Origin of the sequence: Subtercola vilae, from assembly GCF_004923255.1 — a bacterium.
GTDB lineage: Bacteria > Actinomycetota > Actinomycetes > Actinomycetales > Microbacteriaceae > Subtercola > Subtercola vilae.
On record NZ_QYRT01000047.1, the window covers coordinates 1 to 21596 of the forward strand.

The window sequence follows — 21596 nt, forward strand, 5'->3', positions numbered from 1 at the left end:
AACTGGGGGCGCACCCTCGGGGACTGCAACGCTTCCAACAACGCCCGCAAACTGCCTGCTTGCAGGGGTGGCAGGAGGGCGATCATTTTGGTCATCCCATCACCCTGCGCCGTGAACCTCACATACCTCTTGGACTGCAACACCCGGTCAGTGGGTTCCACACCGTCAGGGTCAAGATGCGCCCGCACCCGCGACGCCAGCAAACCAATATCGTCCGCTGAGTACCGGAACCCACCCGAGATGTTCATCGCCGCATCAACCAACGCTTTCTCGGCGTCACGGATCTCTTCGGTGAACCCCAACTGGGCTGCGACCTCGGTCAGGTTACGAACGATCTGCGCCGCCGCATCCACCCCGAGTGTGCCATCGATGAGGCCCTGCTCGACGTGCGGGAAGTTCGACGGGATCACCACCCCATTGATCGACACCCCCGACCTGACACTCTTACCGAGCTTCAGCCAGCTGCTCGCGGTATGCCCCGCCCCACCCGTCACCGCCGCCACCAACTTCGGTACCGTCACGAAATTCTGTGCCCGTGACAGCGACCCATCCCCCAACTCACTCCGGGACCTCTCAGCCACCTCCCCCGCCAACCGCACACGCAACCCGTCCACTAACCGGCCCAGCTTCTCCGCGTCTGCGATCCGTGACAACAACGCATCATCGGCAAGCCCGAAGGGCGCGGCAGCCCCACACCACGACGACAGCGAATCCACAAGGGACTCGTACGCCGGGTCAGAAGGTAGGGCCGATTCGTTCATGACCCAAGTCAAACACCAACCACTGACATTCACTCAACAAATACAGCCCAAATCGACCCCCACACAAAAGAATCTCAAAAAACTTTTCCAGCCAAGACTGACTAAAAACCCACTAAGGTCAGATCAGCGATTTCGTGTGCCACACGGTCTTGGTTTCGGTGAAAGCAGTGATGCGGGCGAGCGACGGGAGTGCTGCATCCGGGCCCGACTCGGGCGGGAGCACGCGCATCAGGGTCTCCGCGGCCGCGATCTGCAACGAGATCCAGTCGAGGTCGGATGCCCCCACCAGGTCGAGCGCATTCACATCGGCGTGCGATGCAAGCCAGGGCGCGATCTCGGCTGGCGAACCGGTGAGAATGTTGACAACTCCCCCGGGCACATCACTGGTGGCAAGTACCTCGGCGAGGCTGATGGCGGAGAGCGGCAGCCTCTGCGAGGCCACGACGACGACGGTGTTGCCGGCGACAAGAGCGGGGGCGACGGCACTCACGAACCCGATCAGGGACGAGTCTTGCGGTGCGATGATGGCGACGACACCGGTTGCCTCGGGCACCGAGATATTGAAGTACGGGCCTGAAACCGCGTTGGCATTGCCAGCAACCTGGGTGTATTTGTCGGCCCAACCGGCGTACCAGATCCAGCGGTCGATGGCCTCGTCAACCTGGGATCCTGCGACCGACGGCGAGACACCCTCGGAGGCGACGATCTCGTCGATGAACTGGGCGCGACGGCCTTCGAGGAGTTCGGCGATGCGATAGAGCACCTGGCCGCGGTTGTAGCCGGTGGCATTCGACCAGCCGGAGACGGCGTTGCGGGCAGCGACGACGGCGTCGCGAGCGTCTTTACGGGAGGCCTGCGCGGCGTTGGCGAGAAAGCCGCCCGAGGCGTCGAGTATCTCGTAGACGCGGCCTGATTCGCTGCGCGGAAATTTGCCGCCGATGTAGAGCTTGTATGTTTTGGGCACGGCGAGTCGACTCATTTGTCAGCCCCTTCGAGAGCGGATGAGGTGGAAACAGGAAGGGCCGTCGGGCTTGACCCGAACGCGGCCGGGGCGAGGTAGGCAGCGAGACCCTGCTTGCCGCCTTCACGACCGTAGCCGCTCTCTTTGTAGCCTCCGAAGGGGCTCGAGGGGTCGAACTGGTTGAAGGTGTTGGCCCAGATGACGCCGGCGCGCAGTTTGTCGGCGACAGCGAGGATCTTGCTGCCCTTGTCGCTCCAGATGCCAGCCGAGAGGCCGTAGGGCGTGTTGTTCGCTTTGGCGATCGCCTCGGCCGGAGTGCGGAAGGAGAGAATCGACAGCACCGGCCCGAAGATCTCGTCGCGGGCGATACGCGAGCTGGTCGAGACGTTGGTGAAGATGGTGGGTGCGAACCAGAAGCCGTTCTCGGGCAGGTCGCAGGCGGGACTCCAGCGTTCGGCGCCTTCGGCCTCACCGATATCAGAGAGGGTGCGGATGCGCTGCAGCTGTTCTGCGGAGTTGATGGCCCCGACGTCGGTGTTCTTGTCGAGCGGGTCACCGACTCGCAGGGTGCCGAGGCGCGTCTTCAGGCGCTCGACGACCTCGTCGTGGATGTTCTCCTGCACCAGCAGCCGCGACCCTGCGCAGCAGACGTGGCCCTGGTTGAAGAAGATGCCGCGCACGATGCCCTCGATAGCCTGGTCGATGGGTGCGTCGTCGAAGACGATGTTGGCACCTTTACCACCGAGTTCGAGTGTGAGCTTCTTCGAGGTACCTGCGAGCGAACGAGCGATTTCGCGCCCGACCGAGGTCGAACCGGTGAAGGCGACCTTGTTCACATCGGGGTGGTTGACGAGGGCGCGACCGGTTTCACCGGCACCCGTGACGATGTTCACGACACCGGCCGGGAGCCCGGCCTGCTGCACGATCTCGGCGAAGAGCAGGGCCGTGAGCGGGGTGGTCTCGGCGGGCTTCAGCACGACAGTGTTGCCGGCGGCGAGGGCCGGCGCGATCTTCCAGGCCAGCATGAGCAGCGGAAAGTTCCACGGAATGACCTGGGCCGCAACACCGAGTGCGCGCGGGTTCGGCCCGACGCCGGCGTGGTCGAGCTTGTCGGCCCAGCCTGCGTAGTAGAAGAACCAGGCGGCGACGAGAGGAACGTCGACGTCGCGGCTCTCTTTGATCGGTTTGCCGTTGTCGAGGCTTTCGGCGACGGCGAGCTCGCGGGCACGCTCCTGCACGAGGCGGGCGATGCGAAAGAGGTACTTTCCGCGATCACGACCCGAGAGACGCGACCACGTCGTGTCGTAGGCCGTACGGGCGGCTTTTACCGCGGCATCCACGTCGGCCGATGAGGCCTGGGCGATGGTCGCGATGTGCTTCTCGGTGGCGGGCGAGATGGTGGAGAAGGTGGGGTCGCTGCCAGCGACGAACTCACCGTTGATGAACAGCCCGTACTCCGACTGCAGGTTCAACAGCGCTGTCGACTCGGGCGCGGGGGCATATTCCAGAAATGACATGAGGGTAGTCTTTCGATTCGAAATCAGTCGATGGTGACGTAGTCGGCGCCGGAATAATGGCCAGATGCGAGCTTCTGGCGCTGCAACAGAACGTCGTTCAGCAGCGATGAGGCACCGAACCTGAATAGGTGCGGCTGCAACCATTCTTCGCCCGCAGTCTCTGCGACGGTGACGAGGTACTTGATGGCGTCTTTGGATGTTCGGATGCCGCCGGCCGGCTTCACGCCGATCTTCTCACCGGTGAGGCGGTGCCAGTCGCGAACGACTTCGAGCATGAGCAGTGTGACGGGAAGGGTGGCGGCGGGCGCGACCTTGCCCGTCGAAGTCTTGATGAAGTCTCCACCGGCGAGAATGGCGAGCCAGGATGCCCGGCGAACGTTGTCGTACGTGTTCAGTTCGCCGGTCTCGAGAATCACTTTGAGGTGCGCATAGCTGCCATCGACCCGGCGGCAGGCCTCTTTGACGGCGACGATCTCGTCGAAGACCTGGCCGTAGCGACCGGAGAGGAAGGCCCCGCGGTCGATGACCATATCGATCTCGTCGGCACCCGCTGCGACGGCATCGGCCGTGTCGGCGAGTTTGACGGCGAGCGACGCGCGGCCGCTCGGGAAGGCGGTGGCGACGGCGGCCACGTTGATTCCGCCTTCGACGTTTTCTCCGTGAAAGACGCCGAGGGCCTCGACGGCGGCGGGAACCATGTCGCCGTACACGCAGACCGCGGCGACGCGGGGGCAGCTGAGGTCGCCGGCATCCGGAGTCAGGCCCTTCGCAACCAGCGAACGCACTTTGCCGGGGGTGTCTGCACCTTCGAGCGTGGTGAGGTCGATCAGCGAGATGATGCGATCGAGCGCCCAGGCCTTCGACGTGGTCTTGATCGACCGAGAGCCGAGATCGGCTGCGCGTGCGTGCAGCCCGACCGCGTCGACCCCGGGGATACCAGCGAGATAGCGCTTGAGGCTCTGCTCGGTGAGTTCACCGCCGAGCACCTCGACTGCCCGCGAAGCCGGGCTCACTGCGTGATCTTTGGTCACTGCACTATCTGGTCGCACTGCTTGCTCTGTGGTCACCGAACACCTGAATTTCTTTGTTGCTTGATTCTGTCAATTCTAGAAGCTGTGTGGGCGGAATGCCCGCGATGCCAGTCGTCTTCGAGCAGGTGCGGGCGCGCAACGATGGCGCCGACAACAACAATCACAGCGATGGTCGCCAGCAGGAAGACGATGGGAGCTACCCAGCCACCAGTGAGCTGGTGGAGAAATCCCACAGCGAGGGGGCCGACAGCTCCGATCAGATAGCCGAGGCCCTGAACGAAGCCGCTGAGAGCCACGGCGCCAGCCTGGCTTCTCGTCCGCAGGTTGATCAGGAGAAGCGAGAGCGGAAAGAGTAGCGGACCAGCCCCTGCCAGCGTCACCCATACCCACGGCAAGACGGCTGGTGCACACAACAGGCCGAGGTAGCCCACGACGTACAGTGCAACCCCGATCCAGATGAGCACGCCCACGTTCTTCACTCGAGTGGCGACGAGCGGCACCAGGAGCGAGGCGGGTATGCCGATTCCGGAATACAGCGAGAGCAGCGCCCCGGCACCGGCGGGGGTCACACCGGCGGAGTCGACCAGAATCTGGGGCAGCCACGCGAACATGGCATAGACGTTCAGTGAGGTGATACCGAACATGATGCCGAGCGACCACGCCACACGGGAGTGCCACGCGCGCCCCCGCGGCACGGCCTCGGCGATGGCCGTCACGCTGTCGGCCCGCACTGCCTCTGGCACCGAACGGCGGTCGCGAACGATGAGCATGATCCACGGCAGAACGGCCACAAGGGTGAGCACGGCCCAGAGCCCGACCGAGACCCTCCACCCCGCCGCCTCGCTCATTGGCACTGCAACGAGAGGGGGAAACAGCGAGAAGAGCGAGAGCACGGTGGCGTACAGCGACGTCATCAATCCCACACGGTCGGGAAAGTACTTCTTGACCAGCGGCGGCAGAAGCACGTTGCCGATGCCCATCCCTGCGAAGACAACAGTGCTGCCGGCGACCAGTACGACGTACGATCCTGCGAGCGAACGAACAACATCGCCCACGAGAATGGCAAGAAGTGAGACGAGTACAAGCGATTCGATACGCATGTGACGTTGGAAAATCGGTGCGAGCAACCCGAACAGGGCGAAGCAGAGCGGAGGCAGGGTTCCCAGAACGCCGATGCTGAGGCTGTCGAGCGGAATGTCGACCGAAATCGCCGAGAAGATCGGAGACAGGGCGGCAACCGCGGTGCGGAGGTTGGCAGCCACCAGCAGAATGCCGAGCAGAGCAAGGGCGCGACCGGCCCAGAGCGGTACTGAAGTCGAACGTGGCACCTCGCCACCCATCGAGCCCGCTGCGGCGGGCACGCTCACGCGAGGCGCTTTCTGACCTGCTCGACGTCGTCGTTCATCTGCTCGATGAGCGGCTCGATGCCCGTGAACTTGACCATTCCGCGAATGCGATCGGCGAAAGAGATCAGCACGATGTGGCCATAGAGGTCGATGGTCTGATCGAGCACGAAGGCCTCGACCTGCTTCGGTGGTACCCCGTCGAACGTCGGGTTGCTGCCCACGGAGATGGCAGCCGGGTACCGCCGGTCACCGTCGGTAAGCCAGCCCGCGTAGACACCGTCGGCCGGAATGAGGCCCTCCGAACGCGGCGAGAGGTTCGCGGTGGGAAAACCGAGTTCTCTGCCCCGCTTGGCGCCGTGCACGACTTCACCCTGAATCGCCGGCGGATGCCCGAGCAACTGCGTCGCGCGGAGAACGTCGCCCTCACTCAGCAGCTCCCTGATCCACGTCGACGACACCCTGCGGTCTGACAGCGGTGCCACATCGTCGATGAGGCGCACCTCGAAGCCGAACTCATCGCCGAGTTCCCGGAGGGTGTCAACGGTGCCCAGGCTTCGGTTTCCGAACCGAAAGTCGCCGCCCACGAGCACGGCTCTGGCGTGCAGTGCGCGAACGAGAATGTCTTCGGCGAACTGGCGCGGGCTCAGCGCGGCAAACGCCTGGTCGAAGGTGAGCATGAGTGCGGCATCCAGACCCGTCTCAGACAACAGGTCGAGCTTCTGCTCATTGCCGACCAGAGCGACGGGCGCGCGCTCGGGCGCAAGCAGGCGAAGCGGGTGCCGATCGAACGTCACAACCGTCGCCACCAGGTTGTCGGCGCGCGCGACCCGGAGGAGCTCATTGATGACGGCGCGGTGGCCTTCGTGCACGCCGTCGAATTTGCCGATGGTCACGGCGGAGGGCCCGAAGTCGGCAGGAACCCCGGCGAGAGACGTGAAGACCTTCACTACTTCGTTGCTCCGGTCTCGCTCTGTGCCGTTTCGTCTGCGGGCAGCTGAGACAGGGCGACAGGCTTGTGGGTGGCGAGCCAGATCATGCCGAGCACCGGGAGAACCAGCGGAACGAAGACGTAACCGACCCCGTAGTACGACCACACTGAGGCGTGGTTGAAGAGCTCAGGCTGCGTGACGCTGAGCGTGCCGACGACCAGCACGCCGAGCATCTCGAACGAGATGGTCACCCACGCCACGCGGTACCAGATCGCGCCCCGAGCAACGAGGGCGATGGTGGCGACGATGTAGACAACGGCTGACACGGCTGACAGGGAATATGCCACCGGGGCGTCGTTGAACTGGTGCAGAATCTGCACGACAGAGCGGCCGGTGGCCCCGAGCGCGAGAATGGCGTAGATGACCACGAGCACACGGCCGATACCGGCGATGCGGGGGCGTCTGGTGCGTTCGGGCGGCAGCGCGGATTCGGATTGTGTCGACATGTCACTGCCCAGTTTAGGCGTTTTGAACCAGCCAGATTTCGTTCATGCGAAACACCATCACGGCAATGGCGAAGCACGCAACACCGAGGATCACAGTGCTCCAGCGGGTGCGGTCGATCAGCGCCCAGAAGACGGCTGCGGCCGGCAGCAGCAGAGCAGAGACCATGTAGACGTAGAACTCGAGCAGGTCACCGCGCGGCTGGTTACCCGCCGCGGGGGCGATGAGCGCCACCACGAACTGCACGACGAGCAGCAGTTCGACGACGGCTGTAGCGCCCAGCGTGTAGTCGTTCGGGGTGCGGCCGGTCAACCCCACGATGAGGCAGAGCACACCGGCGAGAATGGCGACGGCGATCTGGATGCTCGAGAACCAGTCGATCATGCGCTGGCCCCGAGGGTGGGGGCGGTGGCGGCCGCAGCTGGGGCGTCGGCGGCCGGCAACGGCGCCGCATCACGGGCAAAGTTCACAAGAACGCGGCTCAGCCCACCGCGCAGTTCGAACAGGCCGATGAGGGCGCCGTCAGGGTCGATCGCCGCGATGGGCCCGCGTGCAGACGCCTCGGTGCCCGGTGCTGGGGGTGGCGGGTCGACCGCGATGCGCTTGCCGTCGCGCAGCTCAGACGCCTGGATCTCATCGAGCTGGACCGCGGGAAACAGCGCCCGGGCGGTGTCTGCGGGCGTCACGAGGTCGCGAGCAGGGTCGAGAACATCGAGCGTGTGCGCGTGAGCGACCTCGAACGGCCCGATGCGGGTGCGGCGGAGGGCCGTGAGGTGGCCGCCGACTCCGAGTGCGTCGCCGAGGTCGCGGGCGATGGCGCGAATGTAGGTTCCGGTTGAGCAGGTGATGCGGGCGGCCACGTCGAGCACGGCGTTGCCTTCGGCGTCGGTGCCGGGAGTGGCTGCCGAGACGTCGATGCTGGCGATGGTGACAGGGCGGGCATCCAGAACCACCGTCTCGCCCTCCCGAACCCGGGTGTAGGCGCGCTTGCCGTCGACCCTGATGGCGCTGACCGAGCTCGGGGTCTGCAGAATGTCGCCGGTGAGGGCAGCGAGACCGGCCGCGATCGTTTCGGGCTGAACCGCCTCGACGGCGCCGGCGGGGGCGGTGAAGATGGTCTCGCCCTCGGAGTCGTCGGTGGTCGTCGCGGCGCCGAGCCGGATGACGGCTTCGTACTCTTTGTCGAGGCCGACCACGTAGGTGAGCAGACGGGTCGAGTTGTTGAGCCCGAGCACGAGCAGGCCGGTGGCGAGGGGATCGAGGGTGCCGGCATGGCCGACTTTGCGCGTGCCGGCGAGTTTGCGGGTGCGGGCGACCACGTCGTGACTGGTGATGCCCTGCGGTTTGTCGACGAGAACGATTCCGCTCTGGGTCAGGCCGCGGCGGGCCTGGCTCGCGCGCGGTTGGCCCTTGGTGGTCGCGCCGGTGTGGATCTGGCCCATCAGCAGCGGTCGGCGAAGACGCGCACCGGATGCTCTTCGTCGGTCACAGAGATGATGGCATCGGCCGCGACACGAGGCGCTACGGCTGCCGCATAGAGCTCGTGGGCTGCACCGAGTTGCCCGTCGAGCAGGGCAAGTGGAGCCTCGAGAAAGGCGACGAAGTTGGCGACGCCGCGAAGTTCGGGCCGCTGCAGAAAGGGCCCGTCGACGATGAGAATAGCGTCGGCTGGCGCGGTGACCCAGCGCGACTCGACGGGTGCGTCACGGGATTCGTCGAAGCTGGCCGTGACGAACCCGGTGCTGCCGCCCATGCGGAACGGCTGCACGAGCACGCGGAGGAACGAGGCGTAGTCGTACCGGTCGAAGTAGTAGCCCTCCGGCGAGTCGGCACCGCGCTGCTGGCGGCTCTCCCGGGGCAGCAGGAAGTCGTCGAGGCTTGCGCGAACGACGGCGTGGCCCGAGGCGCGAAAGGAGGCGGCCAGGTCGTCGGCGAAGGCGCGGGCGCCGAGCGCACCGTCGATGCCGACGAGCGGGCGGCCGCGGCCGTAATTGTGGGCGATCTCGGTGGCGAGGGCATCGACGAGTTCGTTGCGTGGCGTGGGCGGGTAGAGCATGACTCCAGTTTACGGGTGGGGGGTGACAGTCGGCGAGGGTGGCCGCGAGTGCGCGGGCGGCGAGCATCCGGGCGCGACAGCGTAGATTAAAGAGGATGAGCACGGCACACCCGCACCCCGCGATCGCACCCGCGCTGATCGGGTGGTTCGCCGAGAACGCCCGCGACCTGCCGTGGCGCCGGCCCGGGTTCACAGCCTGGGGCACGCTGGTGAGCGAGTTCATGCTGCAGCAGACGCCGGTGTCGCGCGTGATTCCGCGGCTCGACGAATGGCTCGCACGCTGGCCAACCCCGGCTGCGCTGGCGGCCGACTCGCCCGGTGACGCCGTGCGGGCGTGGCAGTCACTCGGCTATCCGCGCCGCGCCCTGTGGTTGCACGCGACAGCCGTGGCGATCGTCGAGCGGCACGGCGGCGTGGTTCCGCGGGAGGTGGATGCCCTGCTCGCCCTCCCCGGCGTCGGCGACTACACCGCCCGGGCCGTCGCGGCCTTCGCGTACGGCGAGCGTCACCCGGTGGTCGACACGAACATCCGGAGGGTGATCGCGCGCGCGGTGGCCGGTCAGGCCGAGCCCGCGCCGCCGAGCATCCGGCGCGACCTGGCGGCAATGAGCCAGCTGCTGCCCGACGAGAAGGTGGCCGCGCGGAGTTTCAACGCGGCGATCATGGAGCTCGGTGCGACGGTCTGCACCGCACGGGCGCCCCGCTGCGAGGCGTGCCCGATCAGTGAGTACTGCGAGTGGAGGGGCGCAGGGTTTCCGGGGTACGACGGGCCGCGGAAGGCCGTGCAGAAGAAGTACGAGGGGTCGGATCGTCAGGTGCGGGGGCTCATTCTCGCGGCGCTGCGGGCGGCGCCCGATGCTGCGGCACCGCACGCTCTGGCACCCGGCACCCGACCGCCAGAACCTCCCCGGCCCGGCCCTACCTCCCGCCACGGCAGTGTCACCGCCGCCGACATCGCTGCGCTCTGGCCCGACGACGAACAACGCGACCGCGCTCTCGCCGGGCTCGTCAGCGACGGGCTCGCCGCCGTGACCGCCACTGGATACGCGCTACCGTAGAAGCCGACCACCGTGTCGACAACAGGGGGAACATGCAGATCGCACTCGTCGGAGCCGGCGCCATCGGGGGCAGCATCGCTGCTTCGCTCAACCGCAGCGGCCACGATGTCGAGCTGGCCGCGCGCGGCGAACACCTGGCCGCAATTCGTGAGTCGGGCATCCGGCTGACCGGCGCCTGGGGCACCCACACGGCCCTCGTCACCGCGAACGAGACCCTCACGAGGCGCCCCGAACTGGCGCTCGTCTGCACGAAGGCTCAGGATGCCCGGTCGGCCATCGAGGCGAACCGCGAGTTTCTCACCGGTCTGCCCGTGGTCATCGTACAGAACGGCCTCGAGGCGCTTGCGACGGCCCGCGCCGCCCTCCCCGACGCAGACTGGATCGGCGGCCTCGCCCTCTACGCCGCCAGCTACCTCTCGGCCGGTGAGATAACCGTCACAACGTCGGGCCCCACCCTTCTCGGCAGCGGAGACGGCCCACCCACCGCGGCCACCGTCGCGGCCGCTGGCGTGCTCGCCGAGTCGGTGCCGGCGCAGGCCATCAGCAACTTCACGGGCGCGCAATGGAGCAAGCTCATCGTGAACCAGGTCAACGCAATGCCCGCCATCACGGGGCTCAGCGTGCAGGAGACCATCGCGAATGCCGAACTCCGCGCCATCATCACCGCCGGAATGCGCGAAGCCGTGCGGGTGGGGCGCGCGAGCGGCGTGCGCTTCGAGAAAGTGCAGGGCCTCAGCAGCGCGATGCTCCGGGTCTTCACGTCGGTGCCCGCGACGCTGGCCGAGCAGCTTCCGCTGCTGATGGCGCGTCGCATGGGCGACACTCCGAACCCGGGGTCGACGCTGCAGAGCATCCGGCGCGGGCAGCTGACCGAGGTCGACTACCTCAACGGTGCAGTTGTGGCCGAGGCCGCTGCCGCCGGCGTGAATGCCCCCATCAACGCCGCTCTCACCGAAATGGTGCACGGGGTTGAGGCGTCGCACCACTTCATGACACCCGGCGCCGTGGCGCGGGCCGTCGATCTCGCCGCGGAGAAGCGGGGCTAGACGCCCTTGGCCGGTTCGGCCTCGTGGTTCTCGGCGTCTTCATCAGCGTCGTCGGCAGTGCCAGCGTCATCGTCGTCGTCGTCATCGTCGTCATCGTCGAAGTCGTCTTCGTCGGCGATGACGCGCGGCTTCACGTACGGGTCGGCGTCGCCGGCGTACGTGCCCGTGCGGGCGAGCGACTCGACCTCAGCGTCGCGCGTGCGGGCCTCGGTGAGCAGCGAGTCGATGAGCTTCGCGTTCTCGGGGATGCCATCCGCGATGAATTCGAGCGACGGGGTGAGCCGCGAGGTGATGTTCTTGCCCACCTCGGTGCGCAGCATGCCGGTGGCTGATTTGAGGGCGGCGGCACTGTCGGCACGCTCTTCGTCAGTGCCGTACACCGTGTAGAAGATGGAGGCGTGCTGCAGGTCGCCAGTGACGCGAACGTCGGTGATGGTCACGAAACCCATGCGCGGGTCTTTGACTCCGCGTTCGAGCTTCTTGGCCACGATGACTTTGATGCGGTCTGCGAGCTTACGCGCGCGGGCTTCGTCAACCATGATGTGCTTCTTTCCGTAGTAAAGCGAAGGGCGGGGCATCCTGAACCCAGGACGCCCCGCCATCACACAGCAACCGCTAGGTACGCGGCTTCTCTTTCAGTTCGATCGTCTCGATCTCGTCGCCGATCTGGATGTCGTTGAACTTGCCGAGGCCGATACCAGCCTCGAAGTCTGTACGAACCTCGGTGACGTCGTCTTTGAAGCGACGCAGCGACTCGATGGCCAGGCTGTCTCCGACCACAACGCCGTCGCGAATGACTCGCGCCTTGGCGTTGCGGGTGATGGTACCCGAGCGAACGATGACACCGGCGATGTTTCCGAACTTGGAGGAGCGGAAAATCTCGCGGATCTCGGCAACACCCGACTGAACCTCTTCGAACTCGGGCTTGAGCATGCCCTTGAGCGAGTTCTCGATGTCTTCGAGTGCGTTGTAGATGACCGAGTAGAAGCGCACGTCGACACCCTCACGGGCCGCACGTTCGCGGGCCTTCGGGTCGGGGCGCACGTTGAACCCGATGATGATCGCGTTGTCGATCGTCGCCAGGTCGACGTCGGATGCCGTGACGGCACCGACACCACGGTGGATGATGCGCAGCTGCACGCTGTCGTCGACCTCGATCTTGAGCAGCGACTCCTCGAGTGCTTCGACAGCACCCGAGACGTCACCCTTGATGATGAGGTTGAGCGACTCGACCTTGCCCTCTTCGAGTGCCTTGGTGAAGTCTTCGAGCGAGATGCGCTTGCGGGCACGGGCCAGCAACGCGTTCCGCTCGACGGCTTCACGCTTCTCAGCGATCTGGCGGGCGGTGCGGTCTTCTTCGATGACGAGGAACGTGTCACCGGCGCGAGGCACCGACGACAGACCCTGCACCTGAACGGGGCGGGAAGGCGTTGCGGCAAGAACCGCGACACCGTTCTCGTCGTGCATGGCACGAACGCGGCCGTAGGCGGTACCGGCGACGATCGCGTCGCCGACCTGCAGCGTTCCCGACTGGATGAGCACGGTTGCGACCGCACCACGACCCTTGTCGAGCTTCGCTTCGATGGCCACACCGCGGGCGTCTTTGTTCGGGTTCGCCCGCAGGTCGAGGCCGGCGTCTGCGGTGAGCAGAACGGCGTCGAGCAGCTTGTCGATGTTGACGTTGTTGCGAGCAGAAACGTCGACGAACATGACGTCTCCGCCGTACTCCTCGGCAACCAGGCCGAACTCGGTGAGCTGCTGGCGCACCTTGGCCGGGTTGGCCCCGGGTACGTCGATCTTGTTCACCGCCACGACGATGGGCACGCCCGCCGCCTGTGCGTGGTTCAGTGCCTCAATGGTCTGGGGCATGATGCCGTCGTCTGCCGCCACCACGAGAACCGCGATGTCGGTGACCTGCGCACCACGGGCACGCATGGCGGTGAACGCCTCGTGGCCCGGTGTGTCGATGAAGGTGATGGCGCGTTCGATGCCCTCGTGCTCGGTGACGACCTGGTAGGCACCGATGTGCTGGGTGATGCCACCTGCTTCACCGGCGACGACGTTCGCGTTGCGAATGGCATCGAGGAGGCGGGTCTTACCGTGGTCGACGTGACCCATGACGGTGACGACGGGCGGGCGGATCTCGAGGTCTTCCTCCGTCTCTTCGGCGAGTTCTTCGTCGAGGTCGATGTCGAACCCGAGCAGCAGCTCGCGGTCTTCGTCTTCGGGCGAGACCATCTGGATCTTGTAGCCCAGCTCTTCGCCGAGCACACCGAAGGTGGCCTCGTCGAGAGACTCGGTCGCCGTGGCCATCTCACCGAGGTGAAAGAGCACGGTGACCAGGTTGCCGGGGCTGGCGTCGATCTTGTCGGCGAAGTCGGTGATGGAGGCACCGCGGCGCAGGCGCACCACGGTCGACCCGTCGCCGCGGGGCACACTGACGCCACCGAGCGAGGGCGCTTCCCTCAGTTCGAATTCAGCTCTCTTCGTACGCTTCGACTTGCGCGCCTTGGCACGCCCGCCACCACGACCGAAGGCACCTGCGGTACCACCACCGGGGCCACGGCCACGGCCGCCGGCACCCGCTGCGGGGCGGGGAGCCCCGAACGTGTTGCCGGGAGCAGCACCCGGAGTACCACCGGGACGGAACCCGCCGGCACCAGCCGGACGAGCGCCACCGGCACCACCGGGGCGGAAGCCGCCGGCACCGGCCGGGCGTGCACCGAAGCCGCCCGGGCGGTTGCCCTGGCCTGCTCCGCCGGGGCGCGGGGCGCCGGGGCGAGGTGCACCCGGGCGGGGAGCACCGGGGCGAGGAATGTTGCTGGGGGTTGTCGAGCCGCCCGCAGCCGGAGCACCGGGGCGAGGCGCAGCTGCGCCACCGGCCTGCATGCCCTGCTGGCTGGCGAACGGGTTGTTGCCGGGGCGAGGAGCGCCGGGGCGCTGCATTCCCTGGCTCGACGCGAAGGGGTTGTTGCCGGGGCGAGGCGCGCCTGCTGGGCGGGGAATACTGCCCGGGCGAGGCGCCGAGCCGTCACCCGACGACGCGGCTGCCGACGAACCCGTGCTGGCAGTGCCGGGTGCCGAAGCAGACGTAGACGACGTGCCGGAGGGCGACGCCGTGGCCGGTGATGCAGACGTAGCACTGCCCTGCGTTGCAGGAGCGCTGGGCGTCGACGACGCCGGTCTGGCTGCTGCAGAGGGTGCAGCGCTGGGTGTCGAACCGGCCGCAGAGGCGGGCGTCGACGACGCGGGTGCACTCGGTGCCGCCGAAGCGGGCGAGGGCACAGCCGACGGTGAGGAAGCGGCCGACGTTGCGGGAACGGCCGTCGTTGATGACGGGGTGGGTGCCGATGCCTGTGCGGCGGCCGCGGGGGCGGGTGCCTTCGGTGCTGCCGGGCCCGGGCGGGTGCCGGGGCGCGCGGTGGTGGCCGCAGCGGCGGCGGGTGCACTCGCACCGCTGGTGCTCGCACCAGCAGTCGCCTTTGCGGCGTTGCTTTCGGCCTGCAGCGCCTCTTTCAGGCGGCGGGCGACGGGGGGTTCAATGCTCGACGACGGGCCTTTGACGAATTGGCCCATTTCTTTGAGCTTCGCCAGGGCGACCTTGCTGTCGACGCCGAGTTCGCTTGCGATCTCGTGTACGCGTGGTTTTGCCACAATTCTCCTTGTTCGGGCCGGCTCCCGAAAAGGGGCAGGCCTTAGCTACGTGCGGGACTCATTTCGAGCCGCTCATTAGTTGTTGCTCATTAGTTCTTCACAGTTTTTTTACTCGCGGTTTCTGTTGGCGAATTAGTCAGGAGGCCAGGCCGGTGAGTCTGGCACCCAGTGCTGCCGTTTCAAGAGGTGTCTCCGTGCGAAGCGCCCGCCCGAAGGCCCGGCGCTTCACCGCTTTCTGAAAACACTCCACACTCGGATGCAGGTACGCACCGCGCCCCGGCAGAACCGCCGCCTCATCGGCAACGATTTCGAGATTCTGGGCGACGACCCTGAGAAGGGAAGACTTTTCGGCACGCGCTCGGCAACCGACGCACGTTCTAACAGGTTTCATTCTAGCACCGCCAATTTTCGCCACGCCGGTATCGACGTGGTTACCGGATGCTCGTTCTAGTCATCCTCGAGAATCGAGTCGGGCTGAATGTCGATCTTCGCGCCCGTGAGCTTCGCGGCGAGGCGGGCGTTCTGGCCCTCCTTGCCGATGGCGAGCGAGAGCTGGTAGTCAGGAACCAGTGCCCGAACGGCTTTCAGCGACGCATCGATGACAAACGAGCTGGTCACCTTGGCCGGCGACAGGGCGTTCGCCACGAACGTGGGCAGGTCTTCCGAGTAGTCGACGATGTCGATCTTCTCGTTGCCCAGCTCGTTCGTGACCGCGCGCACCCGCTGGCCGAGTTCGCCGATGCAGGCACCCTTGGCGTTGATGCCGGGTTCGGTTGCCCGAACGGCGATCTTGGTACGGTGGCCGGCTTCGCGGGCGAGCGACACGATCTCGACGCTGCCGCTGGCGATCTCGGGCACCTCGAGTGCGAACAGCTTGCGTACGAGCGAGGGGTGCGTGCGCGAGACGGTGATCTGCGGGCCTTTGAGGCCCCGCGTCACGGCGGTGACATAGACGCGGATGCGGTTTCCGTGCGCGTAGACCTCGCCCGCGACCTGCTCTTCGGGAGGCATGATGGCCTCGACCGTTCCGAGGTCGACGTGAATCATGCGGGGGTTCGGCCCCTGCTGGATGACCCCGGCGACGATGTCACCCTCACGACCCTTGAACTCACCGAGAACGGCGTCGTCGGCGATGTCGCGCAGGCGCTGGTTGATGACCTGCTTGGCCGCGAAGGCCGCGATGCGACCGAAGTCGCTCGGGTTGTCGATGCTCTCACCGATGACGATTCCCTCGTCGTCGAGCTCGGGCACGAAGATGCTGACGTGCCCGTTCTTGCGGTCGAGGTGCACGCGCGCCTTGGGTGCGTCGCCGGCACCGTCTGCGTGCGGTGCTGAGCTGTGCGGTGCTGAGGCGTGCGGTGCTGAGGCGTGCGGTGCTGAGGCGTGCGGTGCTGAGGCGTGCCCGGCTCCACCCTGCGGCGAAGCGCTGTGCTCACCCTGGCCAGTGTGCTTCAGGTAGGCGGTGAGAATCGCCTGTTCGATGATCTGCACGAGCTCTTCGAAAGGAATTTCGCGTTCGCGTTCCAAGAGCTTGAGCACGCTGAGGTCGATATCCACGGCCGGCCTCCTTCATTCTGTGTTCAAGTTTTGCCGCGGCACGGTGGCGCGCGGTCCAGCTAAATAGAATACCAGAGACGGAGCTGTTCGAGTCCTTCGTCGAGGCTCACCGTCGGGGCCCACTCGAGGGAACGCTGTGTTCTGCGCTGGTCGTACCAGTGCGAGGTCGAGAGCTGCTCTGCCAGAAAACGAGTCATCGGCGGTTCGTCGGCGTGTTGCCGCACCGCCCACGCCTTCTCAATCACTCCCCCGGCAGCTCGGGCGGCCCCCGCCGAGACGCTCCAGCGTGGCCCGGGCACACCCGCGGCCCGGCAGATGGCGCCCAGCAGATCGGCTACCGTGCGCGGCTCGCCATTCGTCACCACGAACGACTGGCCGTGAACCACGTCGGCCCGGCCGAGTGCCGCCACGATCGCCCCGGCCGCGTTGTCGACGAACGTCGTGTCGATGAGCGCGAGCCCCCCGTTCAGCAGCGGGAGCCTGCCCCGCCGGGACCGCTCCACCACTCGCTCGATGAGCTGCGTGTCGCCCGGCCCCCACACAATGTGGGGGCGCACGGCGACAACGCTGAACCCGGGAGCATCCGCGCCCAACGCCAGAACCTCGGCCTGCGCCTTCGTTCGGGCGTACTCACCGCGTGCCCGAACGGGGTCGGCCGGCAGGGCGTCGTCGCCGGCGATCGACATGCCGGCGTGCGCGACAGACGGCGACGACACGAAGACGAACCGCGTCACGCCGGAGTTCTGCGCCTCACGGAGCAACGTTCTCGTGCCCCCGACGTTCACCGCCTCGAAATCAGCACGGTCACCCGTGAACGAGACTTTCGCGGCCAGGTGAATCACTGCATCCATGCCCCCGGATGCCCGCCGAACCGCACTCGCACCGGTCACTGAACCGCGGTGGTCTTCTACCCCGGCCAGCCCAGAGGGGCCTCGCTGAAAGGTTCGTACCTCGTGGCCGAGACGCAGGGCTTCGTTCGCCACGCATCTGCCGAGCATCCCGCTCGCCCCGGTCACAAGTACCTTCACGGGCGTCGCCGCGCGCCGCCCGCGAGCACTCCGGCGGCCCAGATGCCGAGCGCGCCGCGGTCGATCTTCGAGTTGTGACGCACATCGGTTGGCAGTTCGCGCACCACCAGCACAGCAGCGACGGGGAGGCCTGTCGCCTGGCGCACCGCGGCGGTCAGCGCGGTCGGTGCCAGTGCGACTCCCGGCGCGAACGGCCCGCGGCCGAACACCCGCGGCGTCGCAGAGACCACCCGCGGCTCGGCATCGCGTGCCGCGCCGTCACCGAAGGCCGCATCGGAGCCGATGCCGAGAGTGCCAGCGGCAGCAGTCGGGTCGATCTCGACGACCGCCACGACCTGCGCGGTTCCACGGGGGCCCACACCCACAATGGCCGCGCGGCGCACACCGGGCAGCCGTTCGATGCACTGCTCGGGTCCCACCGGGGTGAGCACGCCGTCGGCCGTGACGATGACGTGCGGCAGTCGGCCCTCGACCCAGAGCCGGCCCTTCGGGTCAAGGTGCCCCACGTCACCCGTGCGGTGCCAGCGGGGGCTGCGAGGAGTTCGATCGCGGCGCGACTCGCGCTCGGTCGCCCACAGCTGGTCGTAGTGGTCTTTGAGGTGTGCGGCCGCGACCACGATCTCGCCGGTGACGTGCGGCTCCAGCGTGAGGGCGCCGCTCGCCGAACCCTCGGCATCGAGCGCGCTGATGCGAATCTCGACCCCGTTCACCGGCAGGCCAACACAGACTCCGCCCGGCGCTCGACGCGGCGCTCCAGGGAGGTGGGTCGCTTCTGCAGCGGCCAGGGCATCCAGTTCGGCCGCCCGAATGCCGCCGAGCGTGATGTCGGTCATCAACAGTCCCTCGGTCATGCCGTACGGGGTATGGATGCTCGCCTCGGGTACCAGCGCCTGAACCCGTTCGAGCAGCGGCACCGGCAGCGGAGCCCCCGCCGACAGCAGGGTCTGCACGCGCCCGAGTGCACGGCGCCCTTTCAGCGAGAGCTCGGCCGAGGTGGCGAGCACATTGGTCAACGCGGCCGGAGATGCGAAGACGACCGTGGCATCGACCGCGAGGGCTGCCTCGGCCACCGCGGTCGCGGTGAGGGTCTTGGGCGACGTCACATCCATGTCGGGCGTGACCGACGTCGCGCCGAGCGCCGGACCGAGCAGTGCGAACGGCGCGAACCCGGCGACCAGGCCCGTACCGACGCCCACGCCGAAGCGGATGCGCAACACCTCGACGAGCGCGCTCAGCTGCCGGTGCGTGTAAACGACACCCTTCGCGGGGCCGGTCGACCCCGAGGTGAACAGAATGGCCGCCACGTCGTCGGCGACGGGTGCGGGGTGCACCGCCTCTGCAGCGAATGACTGTCGGCCGAGCCGCGCCACGTTGCCGAGCGAGTGGCTCACGCGGAGGGCGGCAGCGATCGGGGGCGGCAGACGCTTCGCGGAGATCTTCTGGCCCGGCCAGCCGAGCGTGCGGGCCGCGGCGAGGGCCGTTTCGATTCCGATGATGTGGTCGGGGTGGGCGCCGCGAACCGCGCGGCCGAGGCCTTTCAGCCCGAGGCCGGCATCGGCGACGACGATCACGGCGCCGATGCGAAGGCAGGCGTAGACGACCGCGGTCAGGTCTGCGCCGGGCGGAACCAGCAGCGACACGCGGTCGCCCTTCGCCACTCCGATGGAGACCAATCCCGCCGCGAGCTCGTTGACGCGCTGCGCCAGCAGCCTCCAGCTCACGACGCGCGCGCCGTGCGTGACCGCCATTCCTCGCGCGCCCAGCGTGTCCGCGACGCTCCGCGCTTCTTCGGCACTGCCAGCTTCTCGCGCATTGCCGGCCCCGCCACGCGGAGCCATCTCGACAACGGCCGTCGCCTCCGCGGCCGATCCCGCCGCCAGTTCGTCAATCGTCGTCCACAGCGGCCGCCACTCCCCCGCTCCGCCGTCCCCGACCCATCCACTCGGCGAAGCCATCCGCGTCGGCGCGGGGCGCTGGAGCGAAGTGGTCGGAGAGCCACTGCAGGAGGAGGGGGGCGTAGGCGATGTCTTCGCCGACGAGGTGCCCGGCGGACTCGAAGCGGGTCACATCGGCGTGCGGCAGCCGGGCGACGAGGTCGCCGAGGTAGCGGTCGCTGAAGACAGGGTCACGCGGGCCCCAGATCATGGTCGCCGGCACGCGGAGCTTTGCGACACCCGCCGACACCCGAGCGAGCTCGGCGAAACTCGGGTGCGACGCGTCGACCGGAATGTCGGCCACGAATGCCCCGATGCCCTCGCGCCGCGAAGCGCTCCGGTACGGCGACCGGAACGCATGCCGCACGTCGGCGTCGAGCGACGGATGCGCGATTGCCAGCGTGGTGTCGAGAAAACCTGTCGTTCGCACGGTGCTGAGATCGAGCATCCCGTGTCGCAGTACGAGCCGTAACGCAGCGGGCAGCGGGGCGTTCGACGGCTGGTGCACGGCGGTGTTGAGCAGCATGACGCCGGCCAATGACTCCGGATGATCGACGGCCCAGCCGAGCGAGACAACCCCGCCCCAGTCGTGGCCGAGTGTCACCACGGGGCCGTCGACCCCCAGGGCTTCGGTCAGCGCACCGAGATCACGGATTCGCCGGCGCAACCCCCGCATCTCGCCGCTTCGCTCGGAGAACCCCATCTCGAGCTGGTCGACCGCGATGACCCGCCACACGGGCGCACCAGTCAGGCCAAGCGCACCGGCAGCACCCTCGACCGCGGCAGTACCATCGAACCCGGAAGCACCGGCCGAACCATCCGCATCGGCAGAATCAGCACCGGCCGCATCCGTCGCAGCCGCCAGCATTGCCCGCCAGAGGTACGACCACGTGGGGTTGCCGTGCACACACAGAATCGTTCCGGTGGGCTCGACCCCCAGCTCGGCGAGCCGAGCAGCGTTGTCGAGCAAGTGCCACGTGCGCGGCACACCGTCACCGTCAGGCGCTGTGACCAGCCTCGACCAGCTCGCGTCGAGCCCCGGCAGCCCGGCGGGCGGCAGTGTGGCCGCGAACCGATGACCGCGTGCGCTCACTACCAGACGATCTCGGTCATGGCCGTGTTGATGCCCGAGCCGACCCCCATGCAGAGGATGCGTTCGCCCTTCACGAGCTTCGACGCCTCGAGGGCGAGGGTCATCGGCAGCGATGCCGGGCCCACGTTGCCGAGCTCGGGGTAGGTCAGCGGAATACGCCGACGGTCGAGCTTGGCGGCCTTCACGATGGAGTCGGTGTGCACATCAGAGACCTGGTGCAGGATGTAGCGATCCATCTTCTGCCAGTCCCACGAGCCTTTGGCTTCTTTCCAGGCCTCGACCACCAGCGCCATGCCGCCCGCGAGCAGCTCCTTGGTGTGAGTGAACATGCCGTCTTTGTCGCCGACGCAGAGCAGGTGGTGCTCGGTGCCGGCCCGCGAGATGCCGCCCATGATGCGGTGGCCTTCGGGGTGAGCATCCGCCGGGCCGAGCACGGCAGCGGCTGCCCCCGAACCCAGAGTGAGCGAGGCGAATTCGTTCACGAAGTCTTTGCGGGAGACGCCGGGCTGCGACAGCCGGGCGATGGTGTTGGCCTGGATCTCGCCCGAGTCTTCACCGTCGACGATGACGGCGTACTTGATCTGGCCCGAGTCGATCATCTGCGATGCCAGGGTCATGCCGTTCACGAACCCGAGGCAGGCGTTCGTGATGTCGAAGTTCATGGCCGACGAGGGCAGCCCGAGGGCGTGATGGATGCCCACCGCCACCGATGGCTCCAAGTGCTTGCGCGTCACCGAGGTGTTGATCAGCAGACCCACGTCTTTGGGGTCGACGTTCGCTTCTGCGAGGGCGTCTTTGGCGGCCAGGGCCGCAGCGCCGTCGAACGTGGTCTCGTCGTCCCAGTTGCGCCGGGAGATGACCCCGGCCACGCGCTGCAGCAGGCCCGTGGGCAGTCGCAGCCGGGTGAGGGCCTCGCCCAGTCGAATGTCGATCTCTTCAGACGTCACCACGAGGGGCGCGAGCCGCGCCTTCACCGCAAGCAGAGCGGAATTCTGATGCCGGAAGGTGGCATTGGAGTTAGTCAAGGGAGTCCTTCATGAGCCTGGTGCAGCCACTACATGCCTGCGCATCGATCAAGTCTAGGTTGAGGTTGATGGGAGTTCGCCCGCGGGGGCTGCCAC

20 protein-coding genes are annotated in these 21596 nt (G+C 67.2%); 2 read left to right on the forward strand and 18 right to left on the reverse strand.

The window, feature by feature from the left end:
- The 10 genes from D4765_RS16610 to D4765_RS16655 all read right to left on the reverse strand — a co-directional run.
- The coding region (locus D4765_RS16610; RefSeq protein WP_338054644.1) for a DUF222 domain-containing protein at positions 1–521 on the reverse strand (521 nt) is incomplete at its 3' end.
- Positions 522–879: 358 nt separating this feature from the next.
- Positions 880–1740 (reverse strand): aldehyde dehydrogenase family protein, encoded by an 861-nt coding sequence (locus D4765_RS16615; RefSeq protein WP_136643439.1) that lies wholly within the window; start codon positions 1738–1740, stop codon positions 880–882.
- The gene (locus D4765_RS16620; protein ID WP_136643440.1) at positions 1737–3239 is read right to left on the reverse strand and encodes an aldehyde dehydrogenase family protein; all 1503 of its coding nucleotides are present in this window, start codon (positions 3237–3239) and stop codon (positions 1737–1739) included. The genes D4765_RS16615 and D4765_RS16620 overlap by 4 nt, the downstream gene beginning before the upstream one ends.
- A gap of 23 nt (positions 3240–3262) precedes the next feature.
- Positions 3263–4252, reverse strand: coding sequence for a deoxyribose-phosphate aldolase (gene deoC, locus D4765_RS16625; RefSeq protein WP_237280513.1), 990 nt, complete (start codon positions 4250–4252; stop codon positions 3263–3265).
- 50 nt (positions 4253–4302) lie between these two features.
- Positions 4303–5637, reverse strand: a complete 1335-nt coding sequence (locus D4765_RS16630) for an MFS transporter (protein WP_237280514.1) — start codon at positions 5635–5637, stop codon at positions 4303–4305.
- Positions 5634–6563, reverse strand: a complete 930-nt coding sequence (locus tag D4765_RS16635; protein WP_136643442.1) for a bifunctional riboflavin kinase/FAD synthetase — start codon at positions 6561–6563, stop codon at positions 5634–5636. The genes D4765_RS16630 and D4765_RS16635 overlap by 4 nt, the downstream gene beginning before the upstream one ends.
- Positions 6563–7051 carry a hypothetical protein gene (locus D4765_RS16640; RefSeq protein WP_136643443.1) on the reverse strand — a complete coding sequence of 163 codons (489 nt, stop codon included), beginning with the start codon at positions 7049–7051 and terminating at the stop codon, positions 6563–6565. Before D4765_RS16640 ends, D4765_RS16635 begins: the two co-directional genes overlap by 1 nt.
- Positions 7052–7064: 13 nt before the next feature.
- Positions 7065–7433 (reverse strand): hypothetical protein, encoded by a 369-nt coding sequence (locus tag D4765_RS16645; protein ID WP_136643444.1) that lies wholly within the window; start codon positions 7431–7433, stop codon positions 7065–7067.
- The gene (truB, locus tag D4765_RS16650) at positions 7430–8491 is read right to left on the reverse strand and encodes a tRNA pseudouridine(55) synthase TruB (RefSeq protein WP_201799360.1); all 1062 of its coding nucleotides are present in this window, start codon (positions 8489–8491) and stop codon (positions 7430–7432) included. The genes D4765_RS16645 and truB overlap by 4 nt, the downstream gene beginning before the upstream one ends.
- The gene (locus D4765_RS16655) at positions 8491–9105 is read right to left on the reverse strand and encodes a nucleoside/nucleotide kinase family protein (RefSeq protein ID WP_136643445.1); all 615 of its coding nucleotides are present in this window, start codon (positions 9103–9105) and stop codon (positions 8491–8493) included. The genes truB and D4765_RS16655 overlap by 1 nt, the downstream gene beginning before the upstream one ends.
- Positions 9106–9200: 95 nt before the next feature.
- Here D4765_RS16655 and D4765_RS16660 point away from each other — a divergent pair, with 95 nt between their 5' ends.
- Together D4765_RS16660 and D4765_RS16665 are read left to right on the forward strand one after the other, a co-directional pair.
- The gene (locus D4765_RS16660) at positions 9201–10163 is read left to right on the forward strand and encodes an HhH-GPD family protein (protein WP_136643446.1); all 963 of its coding nucleotides are present in this window, start codon (positions 9201–9203) and stop codon (positions 10161–10163) included.
- A gap of 32 nt (positions 10164–10195) precedes the next feature.
- Positions 10196–11209 carry a ketopantoate reductase family protein gene (locus D4765_RS16665; RefSeq protein WP_136643447.1) on the forward strand — a complete coding sequence of 338 codons (1014 nt, stop codon included), beginning with the start codon at positions 10196–10198 and terminating at the stop codon, positions 11207–11209.
- On the opposite strand, the gene rbfA is transcribed toward D4765_RS16665, so the two are convergent.
- From rbfA to D4765_RS16715, 8 genes are all read right to left on the reverse strand, one after another.
- Positions 11206–11748, reverse strand: coding sequence for a 30S ribosome-binding factor RbfA (gene rbfA, locus D4765_RS16670; protein ID WP_136643448.1), 543 nt, complete (start codon positions 11746–11748; stop codon positions 11206–11208). The two genes, D4765_RS16665 and rbfA, sit on opposite strands and share 4 nt — an antisense overlap.
- A 76-nt stretch (positions 11749–11824) precedes the next feature.
- On the reverse strand, positions 11825–14863 hold the full coding sequence (gene infB, locus D4765_RS16675; protein WP_136643449.1) for a translation initiation factor IF-2: 3039 nt from the start codon (positions 14861–14863) through the stop codon (positions 11825–11827).
- A 136-nt stretch (positions 14864–14999) separates the two neighbouring features.
- A complete protein-coding gene (locus tag D4765_RS16680; RefSeq protein ID WP_136643450.1) occupies positions 15000–15254 on the reverse strand; it encodes a YlxR family protein in 255 nt (84 codons plus the stop codon).
- A gap of 56 nt (positions 15255–15310) precedes the next feature.
- Entirely contained in the window at positions 15311–16420 is a 1110-nt protein-coding gene (nusA, locus tag D4765_RS16685) for a transcription termination factor NusA (protein ID WP_237280515.1), read from the reverse strand.
- Between the two features lie 59 nt (positions 16421–16479).
- Positions 16480–17448, reverse strand: a complete 969-nt coding sequence (locus tag D4765_RS16700) for an NAD-dependent epimerase/dehydratase family protein (protein WP_136643451.1) — start codon at positions 17446–17448, stop codon at positions 16480–16482.
- Positions 17445–19403: an AMP-binding protein gene (locus D4765_RS16705; protein WP_136643452.1), complete on the reverse strand. Its 1959-nt coding sequence runs from the start codon at positions 19401–19403 to the stop codon at positions 17445–17447. Before D4765_RS16705 ends, D4765_RS16700 begins: the two co-directional genes overlap by 4 nt.
- The gene (locus tag D4765_RS20050; protein ID WP_476718330.1) at positions 19333–20370 is read right to left on the reverse strand and encodes an alpha/beta fold hydrolase; all 1038 of its coding nucleotides are present in this window, start codon (positions 20368–20370) and stop codon (positions 19333–19335) included. Before D4765_RS20050 ends, D4765_RS16705 begins: the two co-directional genes overlap by 71 nt.
- A 104-nt stretch (positions 20371–20474) precedes the next feature.
- Positions 20475–21500, reverse strand: a complete 1026-nt coding sequence (locus D4765_RS16715; protein WP_136643454.1) for a 3-oxoacyl-ACP synthase III — start codon at positions 21498–21500, stop codon at positions 20475–20477.
- Positions 21501–21596 lie beyond the last annotated feature (96 nt).